The organism is Mesorhizobium sp. ORS 3428 (assembly GCF_001854785.1).
Classification (GTDB): domain Bacteria; phylum Pseudomonadota; class Alphaproteobacteria; order Rhizobiales; family Rhizobiaceae; genus Mesorhizobium.
Map to the genome: position 1 here is coordinate 41,502 of NZ_MDFL01000122.1, position 15,156 is coordinate 56,657.

At 64.4% G+C, this 15,156-nt stretch carries 16 protein-coding genes; 10 read left to right on the forward strand and 6 right to left on the reverse strand.

Annotation, left to right across the window (positions count from 1 at the left end):
• Positions 1 to 5 precede the first annotated feature (5 nt).
• Both ORS3428_RS17905 and ORS3428_RS17910 read right to left on the reverse strand, forming a co-directional pair.
• Positions 6 to 860 (reverse strand): phosphoenolpyruvate hydrolase family protein, encoded by an 855-nt coding sequence (locus ORS3428_RS17905; protein ID WP_071099624.1) that lies wholly within the window; start codon positions 858 to 860, stop codon positions 6 to 8.
• Between the two features lie 12 nt (positions 861 to 872).
• The gene (locus ORS3428_RS17910) at positions 873 to 2,069 is read right to left on the reverse strand and encodes a Tm-1-like ATP-binding domain-containing protein (RefSeq protein ID WP_071099625.1); all 1,197 of its coding nucleotides are present in this window, start codon (positions 2,067 to 2,069) and stop codon (positions 873 to 875) included.
• Between the two features lie 98 nt (positions 2,070 to 2,167).
• On the opposite strand from ORS3428_RS17910, the gene ORS3428_RS17915 reads away from it, so the two are divergent.
• The 8 genes from ORS3428_RS17915 to ORS3428_RS17950 all read left to right on the forward strand — a co-directional run bounded on the left by ORS3428_RS17915 (position 2,168) and on the right by ORS3428_RS17950 (position 9,797).
• Complete coding sequence (locus tag ORS3428_RS17915; RefSeq protein ID WP_071099626.1) at positions 2,168 to 2,872, forward strand: TetR/AcrR family transcriptional regulator; 705 nt, start codon at positions 2,168 to 2,170, stop codon at positions 2,870 to 2,872.
• 342 nt (positions 2,873 to 3,214) lie between these two features.
• A complete protein-coding gene (locus ORS3428_RS17920; RefSeq protein ID WP_071099627.1) occupies positions 3,215 to 4,531 on the forward strand; it encodes an ABC transporter substrate-binding protein in 1,317 nt (438 codons plus the stop codon).
• Between the two features lie 66 nt (positions 4,532 to 4,597).
• Positions 4,598 to 5,503: a carbohydrate ABC transporter permease gene (locus tag ORS3428_RS17925; RefSeq protein WP_071099628.1), complete on the forward strand. Its 906-nt coding sequence runs from the start codon at positions 4,598 to 4,600 to the stop codon at positions 5,501 to 5,503.
• Position 5,504: 1 nt separating this feature from the next.
• On the forward strand, positions 5,505 to 6,461 hold the full coding sequence (locus ORS3428_RS17930) for a carbohydrate ABC transporter permease (protein WP_071099629.1): 957 nt from the start codon (positions 5,505 to 5,507) through the stop codon (positions 6,459 to 6,461).
• The gene (locus ORS3428_RS17935; protein ID WP_071099630.1) at positions 6,458 to 6,679 is read left to right on the forward strand and encodes a hypothetical protein; all 222 of its coding nucleotides are present in this window, start codon (positions 6,458 to 6,460) and stop codon (positions 6,677 to 6,679) included. The genes ORS3428_RS17930 and ORS3428_RS17935 overlap by 4 nt, the downstream gene beginning before the upstream one ends.
• Complete coding sequence (locus ORS3428_RS17940; RefSeq protein WP_071099631.1) at positions 6,676 to 7,782, forward strand: ABC transporter ATP-binding protein; 1,107 nt, start codon at positions 6,676 to 6,678, stop codon at positions 7,780 to 7,782. The genes ORS3428_RS17935 and ORS3428_RS17940 overlap by 4 nt, the downstream gene beginning before the upstream one ends.
• Entirely contained in the window at positions 7,782 to 8,867 is a 1,086-nt protein-coding gene (locus ORS3428_RS17945; RefSeq protein ID WP_071099632.1) for an ABC transporter ATP-binding protein, read from the forward strand. Before ORS3428_RS17940 ends, ORS3428_RS17945 begins: the two co-directional genes overlap by 1 nt.
• A gap of 408 nt (positions 8,868 to 9,275) precedes the next feature.
• Positions 9,276 to 9,797: a c-type cytochrome gene (locus ORS3428_RS17950; protein ID WP_131802914.1), complete on the forward strand. Its 522-nt coding sequence runs from the start codon at positions 9,276 to 9,278 to the stop codon at positions 9,795 to 9,797.
• Between the two features lie 193 nt (positions 9,798 to 9,990).
• Here ORS3428_RS17950 and ORS3428_RS17955 read toward each other — a convergent pair whose 3' ends face one another.
• Positions 9,991 to 10,422 (reverse strand): DUF4437 domain-containing protein, encoded by a 432-nt coding sequence (locus ORS3428_RS17955; protein WP_071099680.1) that lies wholly within the window; start codon positions 10,420 to 10,422, stop codon positions 9,991 to 9,993.
• A gap of 101 nt (positions 10,423 to 10,523) precedes the next feature.
• Positions 10,524 to 11,501 carry an AraC family transcriptional regulator gene (locus tag ORS3428_RS17960; protein WP_071099634.1) on the reverse strand — a complete coding sequence of 326 codons (978 nt, stop codon included), beginning with the start codon at positions 11,499 to 11,501 and terminating at the stop codon, positions 10,524 to 10,526.
• A gap of 92 nt (positions 11,502 to 11,593) precedes the next feature.
• On the opposite strand from ORS3428_RS17960, the gene ORS3428_RS17965 reads away from it, so the two are divergent.
• Complete coding sequence (locus ORS3428_RS17965) at positions 11,594 to 12,808, forward strand: MFS transporter (protein ID WP_071099681.1); 1,215 nt, start codon at positions 11,594 to 11,596, stop codon at positions 12,806 to 12,808.
• 136 nt (positions 12,809 to 12,944) lie between these two features.
• Here the strand turns inward: ORS3428_RS17965 and ORS3428_RS17970 are convergent, their stop codons facing one another.
• Complete coding sequence (locus ORS3428_RS17970) at positions 12,945 to 13,292, reverse strand: GFA family protein (RefSeq protein WP_071099635.1); 348 nt, start codon at positions 13,290 to 13,292, stop codon at positions 12,945 to 12,947.
• 113 nt (positions 13,293 to 13,405) lie between these two features.
• On the opposite strand from ORS3428_RS17970, the gene ORS3428_RS17975 reads away from it, so the two are divergent.
• A complete protein-coding gene (locus tag ORS3428_RS17975; RefSeq protein ID WP_071099636.1) occupies positions 13,406 to 14,701 on the forward strand; it encodes an amidase in 1,296 nt (431 codons plus the stop codon).
• Positions 14,702 to 14,729: 28 nt separating this feature from the next.
• Here the strand turns inward: ORS3428_RS17975 and ORS3428_RS17980 are convergent, their stop codons facing one another.
• Positions 14,730 to 15,116 carry a DUF6748 domain-containing protein gene (locus ORS3428_RS17980; protein ID WP_071099637.1) on the reverse strand — a complete coding sequence of 129 codons (387 nt, stop codon included), beginning with the start codon at positions 15,114 to 15,116 and terminating at the stop codon, positions 14,730 to 14,732.
• Positions 15,117 to 15,156: the final 40 nt, after the last annotated feature.

A 15,156-nucleotide genomic window follows, 5' to 3' on the forward strand; every position in this document is an offset into this window, starting at 1 on the left:
CTTCCTTATTCCGCGACGGCTTTTGACGCACCGATCGCGACCGCCTTGAAATTCGCCGTCTGCCTGGCGATTGCCGCCTCGGCCGGCAATCGCTCCATCGAACTTGCGCCGTAGAAACCGTGCAGCCCCTCGCAGCGCTCGAGGATGTAGCGCGCGTCGTCGGGCATCGAGATCGGCCCGCCGTGGCAGAGCAGGATGACGTCGCTGCRCACCGAGCGCGCGGCATCGGCAATGGCGTCGATCTCCGTCACGCAGGCATCGAGCGACTTCGCCGAAGTGGCGCCGATGGAACCGCCGGTTGTCACGCCCATGTGGGCGACGATGATGTCGGCGCCGGCTCGTGTCATGGCGCGCGCTTCCTCCGGATGGAAGACGTACGGCGTGGTCAGAAGATCGAGCCTGTGCGCCTCGGCGATCATGTCGACCTCGAGGCCGAAGCCCATGCCGGTCTCCTCGAAGCTTTGCCGCATGGTGCCGTCGAACAGGCCGATGGTCGGGAAGTTCTGCACGCCGGAAAAACCCATCGTCTTCAGCTCGGCAAGCAACAGCGGCATGATGACGAAGGGATCGGTGCCGTTGACGCCGGCCAGCACCGGCGTCTTCGTCACCACCGGCAACACCTCATAGGCCATTTCCTTGACGATCTCGTTGGCGTTGCCATAGGCGAGCAGGCCGGCGGCCGAGCCGCGCCCGGCCATGCGGTAGCGACCGGAATTGTAGATGATGATGAGGTCGATGCCGCCGGCCTCCTCGGCCTTGGCCGAGAGGCCGGTGYCGGCGCCGCCGCCGACGATCGGCACGCCTTCGGCGATCATCTTGCGGAATTTTTCCAAGATTTCCCTGCGCGGAATGGCTGCCATACTTGTCGCGTCTCACTTCTCGGCGATGTCGAGGAAAGCCTCGGCCGCGGCCTTGGCGAATGCGGGATCGTTGATGTGCAGCGGCAGGCGCGTCACGGTGCGGTTCTTCGTCGGCTTGATGGTGCGCTCGATCGCCTCGAACAGTGCCGCATCGGCATCCGCGTCGAAGAAGGCGCCGCCCTCGATGTCGAGCGCGGAGACGCCCTTTTCCGGAATCAGCAAGCGGACCGGACCGTCGCAGCGGGCGAGGCGGCCGCCGATCCATTCGCCGATCCGGCGGCATTCTTCCGCCGTGGTGCGCATCAGCGTGACGTTCGGATTGTGCGCATAGAACAGCCGCCCGCGATAACGCTCGGGGATCGTCGGCAGCGCCCAGAAGTTCACCATGTCGAGCGCGCCGACCGAGCCGACATAGGGCAGCTTTGTGCGGGCGATCGCGCCGAAGCGATCCTCCGTCGCCGGCAGCACGCCGCCGAAAAGGAGGTCGCAGACCTCGGTGGTGGTGATGTCGAGGACACCGGCAAGCAGGCCGCTGTCCGCGAGCTTTTCCATCGAGCGGCCGCCGGTGCCAGTGGCGTGGAAAACCATGCAATCATAGTCCGCGCGCAGCCGGTCTGCGATCGCCGTGACACATGGCGTGGTGACGCCAAACATGGTCAGGCCAAGCGCGGGTTTCCCGACAGCGGCGGGCGCCGGCTTGGCGGCCATGCCGGCGATCGCCTGGGCGGCATTGTGCAGCACGACACGCGAAAGCCGGTTGAGGCCGGCCATGTCGGTGACCGACGGCATCATGACGATGTCGGAGACATCGACGTAAGGCGCGGTGTCGCCGGAAGCGAGCGTCGAGACCATGATCTTCGGCAGGCCGAGCGGCAGAGCGCGCATGCCGGCGGTGACGATGGAGGTGCCGCCGCCGCCACCAATGCCGATCACGCCGGCGACGTCGTCGCGCGATTGGATGAAGCGGGCAAACGCAATGCCCATGGCGGCGACGGCTATACCTCGATCGTCTATGCCGAGCACCGCGCCCGCTCCATCCGGATGATGCTCCGCGACCTCGCTTGCCGGGACATCCACCGGCGCGGTCGCGCCTCGTGTGCCGATGTCGACACGGGCGACCGAAGCGCCGGCCGCAGTGACTGCATCGGCCAGGAAGGCGAGTTCCTCACATTTGGTATCGGCGGTGCCCACCACATAGACACGCTTCATCCGGGCTCCCCTCATGCGGCGCGCTCAGCCTTGCCGCTCGCCGCTTCTTGCCTGGCGCTGGCCATTGCAATTTTTTGAGACGCGCGTATCGTATTGATATGGATGTCTCACGTCAACAAGCCGGTTCCAACGACGAGGCCGAGCAAGCGCCGGCAGCCGAGAAGGGGCCGCGCGCGCGCACCAAGCGCCTGATGCTGGAGACGGCGACGCGGCTGATGCAGTCCGGTGTGATCCCCTCGGTCAGCGAAGTCGCCGAGGCGGCGGAAGTCTCTCGCGCCACCGCCTATCGCTACTTCCCGAGCCAGGCAGCGCTGGTGCAGGCGGTCGTCGATGAGGGGCTTGGCCCCATCCTTTCCTGGAAATCGGCTTCGAACGATCCGGAGCGGCGGGTGGCGGAGCTGTTTGCCTCCTCCTTGCCGCGCATCGAGGCCTTCGAGGYGACGTTCAAGGCGGCGCTCAAGCTTTCGCTCGATCAGTGGGCCAAGCAGCAGGCTGGCACGCTGGGCTCCGAGCCCGCCTTCAAGCGCGGCCATCGCGTGGACCTCCTGAAGGACGCGATCGCGCCGCTGAAGCGTCGGTTGCCGCCCCGCAAGTTCAAGCGTCTCACCCAGGCGCTGTCGCTGATCTTCGGCGTCGAGGTGCTGATCRTGCTGAAGGACATATGGGGGCTGGACAGCCGCGAGATGATGTCGGTCKCCGACTGGGYGGCGGGCGCTCTRGTGCGCGCAGCGATAGCGGAATCGGAAGCGAAAGCACTTGAAGTTTCGTCGGCATCCAAGACGGGGAAGCCCAAATCTGGTTAGACCAGATTGGGGAGTCAGCTACCAGCGGTAACTGTGATGTATCACCGGGAACAGAGTCCCTGCATATCAATGAGTAGGAAAATTAAGGGAAAACAGACAGATGCCGCCTCGATGTGCTTATCGAGCTGCTTTTCAGCATCCAAGAAAGAGCTTGACGGCTATCTTCAATTGGTAATACCAGATCAGGACRCATAAAGCGGATCGAAAGTGAGGATTGCGATCCGTTTTTCCGGCCGGGCGAGGAGGCCCAAAGCCGGAAGTGCCATCACGGAGGAACTACCAGGGCCGACCACGCTGTCGGCCCTCATGACAAGCTAGAATGCGCACAAGGGAGGAAAAGCTATGCGCAAGATAGTGACCAGCGTGATCGCTGGTATCGGGCTGGCGCTTGCCTGCGGGACATCCGTCCGCGCGCAGGACAAGGAACTCACCATTTTCTGGGCGGAATGGGATCCGGCAAACTATCTGCAGGAACTCGTCAATGACTACACGGCCGAAACCGGCGTGAAGGTCACGGTGCAGACCACGCCGTGGCCGGACTTCCAGACCAAGGCCTTCACCGAATTCAACGCGCATGGCGACGCCTACGACCTGGTGGTCGGCGACTCGCAATGGCTCGGCGCCGGTTCGACGCAAGGGCACTATGTCGACCTCACCGACTTCTTCAACAAGCACAAGCTCAATGACGTGATGGCGCCCGCGACCATCAAATACTACGCCGAATACCCCGGCGGTTCCGGCAAGTACTGGGCGATCCCGCTGGAAGGCGATGCGATCGGCTGGTCATACCGCAAGGACTGGTTCGAGGACCCGAAGGAGAAGGAAGCCTTCAAGGCGAAGTACGGCTACGAYCTCGACATTCCGAAGACCTATGCGCAGCTGCGCGACATCGCCGAGTTCTTCCACCGTCCGGACCAGAAGCGCTAYGGCATCGCCATCTACACCGACAATTCCTATGACGCGATGGCGATGGGCGTCGAGAGCGCCATCTTCAGCTATGGCGGCGATCTCGGCGACTACGCAACCTACAAGGTCGACGGCATCACCAATTCGAAAGAGGCCGCCGCCGGCCTCGAAATGTACAAGGAACTCTACAAGTTCACGCCTCCCGGCTGGGGCAAGACCTTCTTCGTGGAAGACAACCAGGCGATCACCGGCGGCCTCGCCGCGATGAGCATGAACTTCTTCGCCTTCTTCCCGCCGCTGGTGAACAAGGCCACCAACCCCTATGCCGACGTCACCGGCTTCTTCGCCAACCCGGCCGGCCCGGACGGCAAGCGCTTCGCCGCCCTCGGCGGCCAGGGCATCTCCGTCATCTCGTACTCGAAGAACAAGGACGAGGCGATGAAGTTCCTCGAGTGGTTCATCAAGGACGGGACCCAGAAGAAGTGGGCAGAACTCGGCGGCTACACCTGCAGCCAGGCCGTGCTGAAATCGGAAGCCTTCCAGAGCGCCACGCCTTACAACAAGGCGTTCTACGACACGATGTTCATGGTCAAAGACTTCTGGGCAACGCCCGAATATGCCGAAGTGCTCGATCAGCTGAACCAGAACATCTATCCGTTCGTTGTCGGCGGCAAGGGCACCGCCCAGGAAGCGCTCGACAAGACCGCCGCCGACTGGAAGGCGACGTTCACCAAATACAATCGCTACAAGTAAGCATCGCAGTCAGAATGCCGGAGGAGGGCTTCCCCTCCGGCATTCCTGTTTCAGGGAGAACGACCGTTGGCTTCGGTAGCCCTCACACATCTTGATCCTGCATCCAGGGCCGCCRCACGCGGCTGGTCGGATTTGACCATCCGCAACATGTTCATCATCCCGACGCTGGTTTTCCTGATCGTCTTCAACATTTTCCCTCTGATCTATTCGCTCGGCTATTCCTTCACCAATTTCGCCGCGAACCGCAGCGAGCCCTGGCAGTTCGTCGGCTTGCAGAACTATCGAGAGCTGCTCAGCGACGACCATATCTGGTCGAATTTCATCATCACGGCGAAATACGTCATCGTTTCTGTGGCCGGTCAGATGATCGTGGGCTTCGGCCTTGYGCTTCTGCTCAACCGCAGCTTTCCGATGAAGGGCCTGATCACGACGCTGCTGCTGTTGCCGATGATGATGTCGGCGGCGGTCGTCGGCCTGTTCTGGCAGCTGCTCTACAGCCCGTCCTGGGGGCCGATCAATTACTTCTTCGGCCTGGGCGACTTCGCCTGGCTCTCCAATCCTGACAGCGCGCTCTACGCGGTTGCGATCACCGACATCTGGATGTGGTCGCCCTTCGTCATGCTGCTGTCGCTCGCTGRCCTCTCAGCCGTGCCGCAGCACCTCTACGAGGCTGCCGCGATCGACCGCGCCAGCTGGTGGTACACCTTCACCCGCATCACCTTGCCGCTGGTTTCGCCGATCCTTCTTATCGCGCTGATCTTCCGCACCATGGAAGCCTTCAAGACCTTCGACATCGCCTACACGATGACGACCCAGCCGACTGCCGAGCTGATCGCCATCCGGCTCTACAAGCAGGCGTTCCAGCAATGGGACACCGGCAAGTCCTGCGCGCTGGCCTACATCGTGCTGATCATGGTGCTGGCCATCACCAACCTTTACGTGAAGTATCTCAACAAGGTGAAGGAGCGGTAGGATGGCCGCCGTCCGCACTTCTTCCGAAATCGCGCTCAACCGCGCCGCCATCGTCGCGGTGCTGATCGCGACGCTGATCTTCCTGGCGCCGATCTACTGGATCGCTTCGACGGCGTTCAAGCCGAAGGAACTGRCCGTCAGCGTGCCGCCCACCGTCCTCTTCGAGCCGGAGGTGACACCTTTCGTCCGCCTCTTCACCAAGCGCGTGCAGATGCAGAAGACGGTCGACCCGCAAGTCTATGAGGCCGCGCCCTGGTGGGAAAAGCGCATCTATGACGGTGGCGAGCGGGTGCTGAAGGTCGGCACCGACGTGCAGCTTTCGCAATATCCCGACCGCTTCACGAATAGCCTGATCGTGGCGATCGTCAGCACCGTGCTTGCTGTGGGCATGGGAACGTTCACGGCCTACGGCTTCTCGCGCTTCAAGATCGCCGGCGAGGCGGACCTTCTGTTCTTCATCCTGTCGACGCGCATGCTGCCGCCGGTGGTGGTCGCCATCCCGATGTTCCTGATGTACCGCGCCGTCGGCCTCAACGACTCGCATATCGGCCTCATCATCCTCTATGTCGCCTTCAACCTGTCCTTCTCGGTCTGGCTGATGAAGGGCTTCATGGACGAGATCCCGAAGGAGTATGAGGAGGCGGCGCTTGTCGACGGCTACACGYGCATGCAGGCCTTCTTCAAGATCGTGCTGCCGGAAGCGGCAACCGGCATCGCCGCCACTGCGGTGTTCTGCTTCATCACCGCCTGGAACGAATAYGCCTTCGCGCTCATCATGACCAACCGGCGAGCCCAGACGGCGCCCCCCTTCATCCCGAGCCAGATCGGCTCCGGCCTGCCGGACTGGACCACGATCGCTGCCGGCACCTTCCTGTTCCTGCTGCCGGTYGCGATCTTCACCTTCCTGTTGCGCAACCATCTGCTTCGCGGCGTGACTTTCGGAGCGATCCGCAAATGAGTTTTCGCGCCCTCAACGAGAAGTACCTTTTGCCGGCGTCGCAGATCGTCATGGTGCTCGGCATCATCGCGCTCTGCCAGCCATGGAGCCTCGGCCTGCATTCCTATGGCGTGACGATCATCCTGATCGGGCTGATCGGCTTCAACATCACGTCCAAGATACCGCCGGAGCGCATCGAGGAATCCGGCGCCGCGACGCATGAGGGGGCCCGGCAGTGACGCAGATCGAGCTTCGCGGCATCGAGAAATTCTTCGGTGCCGTCCAGGTCATCCACAATTTGAACCTCGCCATCGCCGACAACGAGTTCATCGTGCTGCTTGGACAGTCGGGCTGCGGCAAGACGACGACGCTGCGCGCGATAGCGGGGCTKGAGACGATCGACAAGGGCGACATCCTGATCGACGRCAAGGCGGTGCAGCACCTCAAGGCCGCCGACCGCGACATCGCCATGGTGTTCCAGTCCTTCTCGCTCTATCCGCACATGACGGTGTTCGAGAACATCGCCTTCCCGCTGCGCRCCACACGCATGAGCAGCGGCGAGGTCGACAAGTCGGTGCGCGAAATCGCGAGGATCCTGCGCATCACCGATCTGCTCGACAAGAAACCGTCGGCGTTGTCGGGCGGCGACATGCAGCGCGTGGCGATCGGCCGGGCGCTGGTGCGGCGCCCGAAGGCGATGCTGATGGACGAGCCGATCGGCGCGCTGGACGCCAAGCTGCGCGAGGAGATGCGGGCCGAGATCAAGCGCCTGCACGTCAAGCAGGGCTCGACGACGATCTACGTCACCCACGACCAGATCGAAGCGATGAGCCTCGCCGACCGCATCGTCATCATGCATGAAGGCTTCATTCAGCAGGTCGGCACGCCGGACGAGGTCTATTCGCATCCGGCCAACCTGTTCGTGGCGCAATTCGTCGGCAGTCCGGTGATGAACATCGCCGAGGCCAGCGTCGCCGAGGGAGGCAACGCGGCAGAGGTCACGGTCGGCGGCGCGCCGGCGGGGTTCGAGTTCCCGCGCAAGCTCCTGTCCAGGCTCAACGGCCACGCCGCCAATGGCGGGCTGACGCTCGGCATCCGGCCGGAGGGCGTGCTCGTTCGGCACGATGCCGCGCCCGGCTACATGCCGGTCGAAGCGCAGATCATCGAGCCGCTCGGCTCCTTCGACATTGTCGACCTCAAGGTCGGCTCCAAGATGCTGCGCGCCCGCACCAAGGCCGGCTACGTGTCGGGGCCCGGCGAGAAGGTCCATGCCCGCATCGATCCGGAGCAGGCGCATTTCTTCGACACCRCAAGCGGCAGGTCGCTGGGAGTAAGGCTGTAATGGCCCATATCGAACTGAAGCACATCACCAAGAAGTTCGGCGGCCATGCCGCGCTGACCGGCCTCAACCTCGATATCGCCGACGGCGAGTTCTTCGTGCTGCTTGGCGAGACCGGCGCCGGCAAGACGACGACGCTGCGCCTCATCGCCGGTCTCGAAAAGCCGACCGAGGGTCAGGTGTTCATCGACGGGGTCGACGTCGCCGGATGGGGCGCCGCCGAGCGCGACGTGGCGCTGGTGCTGCAGCAATACTCCCTCTATCCGCGCTACACGGTGCGCGAGAACCTCGAATTCCCGCTGAAACCGAAGATCCGGCGGCTGCCGGATGCCGAGATCAAGGACCGCGTGGCGCGCGCCGCCCGCACGCTGCGCATCGAGCACCTGCTCGACCGCAAGACCGACCGGCTTTCCGGCGGCGAGATGCAGCGCGTCTCGATCGGCCGGGCGATCGTGCGCAAGCCGCGCGTGTTCCTGATGGACGAGCCGCTGTCGGCGCTCGACGCCAAGCTGCGCGAGGCGCTGCGAACGGAGCTCAAGAACTTGCAGATGCAACTCGGCGCCACTTTCCTGTTCGTCACCCACGACCAGATCGAGGCCATGTCGATGGGTGACAAGGTCGGCGTGCTCAACCACGGCCGCATCGTCCAGACCGGCACGCCGCAGGAGATCTACAACAATCCGCGCGACACCTATGTGGCGAGCTTCGTCGGCTCGCCGCCGATGAATCTCGTCGAAGRCAAGCTGGTCGATGACCGCGCGGTGATGACGCCGACGAATTTCGAACTGCCGGTTAGCGGGGGAGCCAAGACGGGCGGTGCGACCGACGGTCGCCCGCTCGTCTTCGGCGTCCGGCCAGAAGACGTCTATCTGGAGAGCGGCGCGCCGATCGAGGCGAAGGTCCATGACGTCGAGAACCACGGCGTCGAGAAGATCGTGACGTTGAGGGTCGGCGACACGATGTTGAAGGCCACCGTGCCGGCGAGGACCGCCGTCGAAATCGAGCAGCCGGTCCGCTTTGCCTGGAACCCGGACAAGGTGGTGATGTTCGACAAGGGCAGTGGGGTCAGCCTGCGGCACGCCGGATAGAGCATGGCCCGGACAATCGGAACGTGTTTCGACCTATTGAACTCGACATAAGCTGAATCATGCAGAGCGTGCGACTATGTGGAGCGGCTGCTTCGCCGCGCCTCGGATCAGGTGGCGCGACACGTCGTGGCGTTCGGCCCGACCGCGCAGCGTTCCTCGCCCGATCCAACCATCTGCAGAGGCAGACCCGCCAGGCAATCCCGTTCGATCCTGGTTGATACACCAGCCGACTGCCACCGCGTTGGCCGCGGCTCGCGATGTCGTGATGACAAGCCGCGGAATAATTTGGCGGCTCCAGGCGTTCGCGATACAGGCGACTTGCATATGCGATGACGCCTGCCGCCACGGGGTCAAACCGTGCGAACATTGGCTACGACCGCTGTTGTCCTGCTAGYAATCATCGTCGGATTGGCAGGCTACATCTATGTCGGATTCTACAATGTTGCTGCCAGCGAGCCGGACCCGGGCTTCGTCCGCTGGTCGCTGAAGACAATCCGGGACAATTCTATTGAACGTCACGCCGGCCAGGGTGTCAGCCCGGATCGATCGCTCGACGATGCGGAGATGATCCGCACAGGTGGCCATCACTACAAGGAGGAAGGCTGSGTCGACTGTCACGGTGGCCCGGGGACGTCTCCGGCTGAATTCGCCAAGAACATGCGGCCCAGGCCGCCGGACCTTACGCGAGCCGCTGCCACCCTGAATGATGCCGAGCTCTATTGGATTTTGCAAAACGGAATAAAAATGACCGGGATGCCRGCGTTTGGTCCAACGCACGACCAGGAAGGGCTTTGGGCCATGGTGGCCTTTGTTCGCCGCCTACCGAAAATGTCGCAATCGGAATACGAGCAGATGACAGAAGCCTCCGAAGGTGAAGGGCATCATCACGCGGCAGGTGAAGACCATGGATCGGCCGCGTCTCACAAGTGAGGTGCAGGGATAGAGGAAGGGTCGTCGATCGTGGTCCGTCGCTGCGACGTGACTCGCCTGCGTAGCTCACTGGGGTGACGAAGCGGCCGACGATCAGCCAGCCCGGCATTTCGGCTTGGCCCACCACATCCGATCRAGCCGGCTGACGAGCCTGCCGTTTCGCTCGCGGGAGACACCGCGGCCGACCGTTCGCCTATTTCGGCAGATAGGTTTCGTAGGGCGTGTCGTTGATCAGCAGGATCACGCATTCGGTGTCCGACAGGCAGGCATCGTCATGCATCTCGTTGGCCTTCTGGGTCCAGTAGGAGCCTGGCGGCAGCTCGACCTTGGTCGCCTCGCCGCCCTGCATCTGCCAGTGCGCCCAGAGCCCCTTGATGACCACGGCGCGGTAGTCGGCGGTGTGGGCGTGGACCGGCGCCCGCCAGTTGCCGGGGACTTTGAGCAGCGTGCCGGCCGGACCTTTCGCCCGCTCGCCCCATAGCGGGCCGAGGCGCTGCGGCTGGTCCGGCGCCTCGACGGCATAAGGGATCTTGTCGGCTGGCAGGTAGCTGTCTTCAAGGGCAAGCGCCGGGCCCGGCAGGACGGTCAGCGCGGCGAGCGCGAGCGGTGCAAGGTGATTGGCCATGGCAGGTTCCTCCGCCGCCCAGCTTATGCGGTCCAGGTCGGCGGAGAATGACGCGTCGTCCAAAAGACTTGGCAATTCCTCCAGGGCATCTGGAACCGGGCTCAGGCGCCTGGAGTGTCCTCGCTGTCTGCGGTGTTGCGCAGATGGCTCGGCGCGACGCCCATCACCCGCTTGAAGGYGCGGCTGAAGGAGGCTTCCGAATCATAGTCGAGTTTCGCCGCGGCCACCGATACCCTCATGCCGTCGCGGGCGAGCCATTGCCTTGCCTGATGCATGCGCACGCGCAGCACGTATTTAGCCGGCGTCTCGCCAACCACGGTGGCGAAGCGCTGCGCGAAGGBGGAGCGCGACGCCCCCATCAATCGCGCCAGTGCTTCCACCGTCCAGTCGCGGTCGGGCTGCAGGTGAATGGCGGCGAGCACCTTGCCGACGTCCGGATTGCGAACGGCGGCGATCCATCCGGTGGCGTCGCCGCAGCCATTCTCCACCCAGGAGCGGATGATGGTGGCGGCAAGYACGTCTGCCAGGCGGGCAAGGATACCGCCGGAGCCAACGCGGTCCATCGTCACCTCGCCGGCCATCGCGTCGAGCAGATGCTGGATGCCCGGCRCATTCGCCATCAGCTTATGCGCCTGCATCAGGTCGGGCATCATGTCGAGCAGCGGATGCGAGCCATCGAGGTTGAAGTGCATGCTGCCGCAAAACAGCAAGGTCTTGCAGCCGTCGCAGCCATTGGAGACGTCATAGATGTTCTCGCATACCGGCTCGATCGTGTAGCGCCCGATCGGCACTGGRGGAACGCCCGGCGCGCTGGCCAGCACATGCTCGTCGCCGCGCGGGATCAATAGCGCGTCGCCGACCGAAAGCTCGATCCATTCCCTGGCCGGCGAGAACAGCCAGCAGCCCTGCTGGCCGATGAAATGGAACCGCGCCGCCTTCTGCGCCGGGAAGGAAACGGCCCATGGCTCGCCCAGCACGCAGCGGCCGTAGTCGACGCCGTCGAGCCGCAATCCGCGCAGCATGTCGGTCAACGGATCGCCCGATGCAGGCAATGCGGTTTTGGACGAATTGTAATTCATTTCGGTGTTTCTAGCATGGAAACTCCAGTCGGTCACTCCCTATGTTGCACCGCAGCCAAATGTTGCGCCGCAAACAGATCGGAGAATTTGCCATGACCGAACCCGCCACTGGCGTCATCGACGCCGCTGTTCTCGACAGGACCGAATCCGAGGAACGAAGCGAGCCCGTGTGGGGCGCGGTGGTGTCGCTGGCGCTCGGCGTGTTCGGTCTGGTGACCGCCGAATTCCTGCCCGCCAGCCTGTTGACACGGCTGGCCCAGGATCTCGGCGTCAGCGAAGGCGCCGCCGGCCAGGCGGTGACAGCGACGGCGGTTGTCGGCGCCATTGCCGCGCCCACCATGGCCATCGCCACCAAGCGGCTCGACCGCAGGCTGGTCATGTGGATGCTGACCGTGTTTTTGATCGTCTCCAACCTGCTCGCTGCCTTCGCATCCTCGCTCACGATGCTGCTTGCGGCCCGCGTGGTTCTGGGCGTCGCGCTCGGCGGTTTCTGGTCGATGTCGGCCGCCATGGCAATGCGGCTTGTGCCGATGCGACTGGTGCCGCGCGCCATGTCGATCATCCTCACCGGTGTTTCGGTGGCAACCGTCACCGCAGCGCCCGTCGGCGCCTATGTCGGCGACGTCTGGGGCTGGCGCACGGCCTTCATGATCGCGGCGGTCGTCGGCGCGCTGACCCTGCTGGTGCAGCTTGCCACCATCCCCAGCCTGCCGCCGACGGCCGTGGCGAGCTTCCGAACTCTGATCGAGGTGCTGAAGCGGCCGACGATCCGCGTCGCCCTGCTGGTCGTGCTGCTCGTCGCTTCAGGACAATTTGCAGGCTTCACCTATGTGCGGCCGTTCCTGGAGACGGTGCCGGCGATGCCGATCGCGACCATCTCGCTGGTCTTGCTTGCTTACGGCATCGGCGGCTTCTTCGGAAATTTCGCCGGCGCCTTCCTTGCCGAGCGCAACCTGAAGCTTGCGGTCGCGCTGGCGCCKCTGCTGATCGCGCTCTCGGCCCTTGCCATGCTGACGCTCGGCGCCTCGCCGGTCATCGCAGCCATCGCCGTTGCCGCCTGGGGCTTTGCCTTCGGCGCGGTGCCGGTCGGGCTGCAGACCTGGCTGGTGCGGGCCGCGCCCGACCAAGCCGAGAGCGCCGGCGGGCTGATGGTGGCCACGTTCCAGGTGGCGATCGCTCTGGGGGCGGTGTTCGGCGGCCTGTTGGTCGACCACGCCGGCGTGGCGAGCGCCTTCGCCTACGGCGCCGCGGCGACGCTGCTCGCGGCCCTGGTGACCTTCGCCGTCGGGCCGAGAGCGGCTGAATAGTTGGATCAGTTCTATCTCTTTCGCATCGGCCCGGGACCCTCAAGGCTCCGGGCCGATATCTTCGATGATGGCTGCTGCGGACCGCTTCAGCATGGCGCAGGCCGGCCGAGCTAACGGGGGAGCGGTAGAGCGCTGCTCAGGCCGAGCGGCCGTCGAAATCGAAGACCTGCACCGCGGTCCGGTCGACATCCTCGAGGCAGTTGATGTTGATGTAGGCGCTGCGCTCGCTGCCAAGGCTGACATCCTCGGCGAAGGGATGGATGCCGCAGGTCCTGCAGAAGCGATGCGCGATGGCCCCCTTGCYGAAGGTGTATTTGCCGAGGTCGTCGCCCCAGGCGACCAGGCGCAGGCGGCCGTGCGGCACTGCCCAAAGCAGCGCGCCCTTGCGCATGCAGATCGAGCAATTGCAGCGCACGACGCCGTCGAGCTCGCCTTCCACCTCGAACGCTACCTTGCCGCAGTGGCAACTGCCTTTGTAGTGCATCGCTTCTTCTCCGTCTGGCAGGTGCAAACGCACGCTTGCCGGGTTATCCCTTCCTCAAGGCCTGCCGGCCTATGGCTTAAAGACGTTGCAGCTTTCTGGAGTCCGACATCGCTATGCAATCTGCCCGCGACCGCCTCGAAGCTGCCCTGTCGCGCATTGCAAATCGCGTCGCCGACGAGAAAGTCTACACCAAGCTCTATCTCGACGCGGCGCGGGCTGCTGCGGATGCGGCCGACGCCCGGCAGAAGGCCGGCGTGAGCCTGGGGCCGCTCGACGGCGCAATCGTCTCGATCAAGGATCTGTTCGATGTCGCCGGCGAGCCAACCCGGGCAGGCTCGCTGATGCTCGCCAATGCCGCGCCGGCCGCGCGGGACGCGGCGGTCGTGCACACGCTGCGCCAGGCGGGAGCGGTGATTCTCGGCAAGACCAACATGACCGAATTCGCCTTCACCGCGATCGGCGACAATCTGCATTACGGCACGCCGGGCAATGCCGCCGATGCCAGCCTGATCCCGGGCGGCTCGTCGTCCGGCGCCGGCGTCGCGGTGGGCGAGGGCAGCAGCCGGATCTCCATCGGCTCGGATACCGGCGGCTCGGTGCGCATTCCGGCCTCGCTCAACGGCATCGTTGGCTTCAAGCCGACGGCGCGGCGCGTGCCTTTGGGCGGCGCCTTTCCCCTGTCGCCAACGCTGGATTCGATCGGCCCGCTCGCCCGCAGCGTTGCCGATTGCGCGATCGCCGACGCGATCATGGCGGGGGAGGAGCCGACCGCTCTTCAGCCGATCCCGCTCGCCGGTCTGCGCATCGGCATTCCGCGTGGCGTGCTGTTCGGCGAGACGCAAGCCGAGATCGCCGACGCCTTCGAGCGAAATGTTCGCGGGATGGAGCGGGCGGGTGCGCGCGTCGCCGACTTGCCGATCGACGATCTCATTGCCGGGATGCGCGCGGCGACCAGGCGCGCCTCGATCGCGGCGATAGAAGGTGCCGAGGTCCATGCCGACTGGCTTGAGGCCGGCGCCTCTGTGCCCGTCGATCCGCATGTCACGGGCCCGATGTCGCGCGCGCTGACGGTTCCCGCCTCCGTCTACATTCGGACAATCCGTCGCCGCACGGAATTGGTCGCGGCAATGGACGATCGGCTGGGGGCGATTGACGTGCTTGCCCTGCCGACCGTGCCGATGGTCGCGCCGTCGATCGCCGCCATGGCCGGCGATGAAGAGCTTCGAGACCGAACGGAAGGCCTCCTCTTGCGCAACACCCAGGTCGCCAACCAGTTCGATCTCTGCGCGATCTCGCTGCCGATGCCTGACATGAAGCTGCCGGCCGGGCTGATGCTGGTGGCGAGGCATTGCCATGATCGTCGCCTTCTCGGCATCGGGGCGGCGGTAGAGGCTTTGCTGAGGCGTTGAGGGCAGCTTGCGGCTGAAGCTGTGAGCCTCAATGGGCCGAGCAGTGGGCGCGCTCGCTGTCCTTGGCTGCGCGCTCGATGCCGGTCGCGACCAGCGTCGGCAGGTTGTATTGCTTGCCGTTGAGTGTCTGCGGCCGGTTCTCGATCGTGCCGGCGACGACGAGTTTGCCGGCATAGAGCTTGTCCGAGAGGTCGAGCGCCTTGTCCTCCTGGGGCAGGCGCTCGATGTCGATCGATACACCCCGGATGATCTTGCCTGTGGCAAGGTCGAGGGCGCTGTTCGAAGGGCAGGGCGCCATCACGCAGCGCAGGCCGTTGTCACACGGCACGTAGCTGCCCTGCTCGTTGGCTCGAGCCTCCGCGGCCATCACGCATGTGCCGGCAATCAGAGCAACGAATTTTGCGACCTTGACCATCGGACAAGGCTCGGCGCGAATTCCGGGAAAATTGAGGCCG

Coding starts and splice junctions, on each gene's coding strand:
- ORS3428_RS17910 (WP_071099625.1), bottom strand. CDS start 2,069: ATGAAGCGTGTCTATGTGGTGGGCACCGCCGATACCAAATGTGAGGAA.
- ORS3428_RS17935 (WP_071099630.1), top strand. CDS start 6,458: ATGAGTTTTCGCGCCCTCAACGAGAAGTACCTTTTGCCGGCGTCGCAG.
- ORS3428_RS17955 (WP_071099680.1), bottom strand. CDS start 10,422: ATGGCCAATCACCTTGCACCGCTCGCGCTCGCCGCGCTGACCGTCCTG.
- ORS3428_RS17975 (WP_071099636.1), top strand. CDS start 13,406: ATGCAATCTGCCCGCGACCGCCTCGAAGCTGCCCTGTCGCGCATTGCA.
- ORS3428_RS17980 (WP_071099637.1), bottom strand. CDS start 15,116: ATGGTCAAGGTCGCAAAATTCGTTGCTCTGATTGCCGGCACATGCGTG.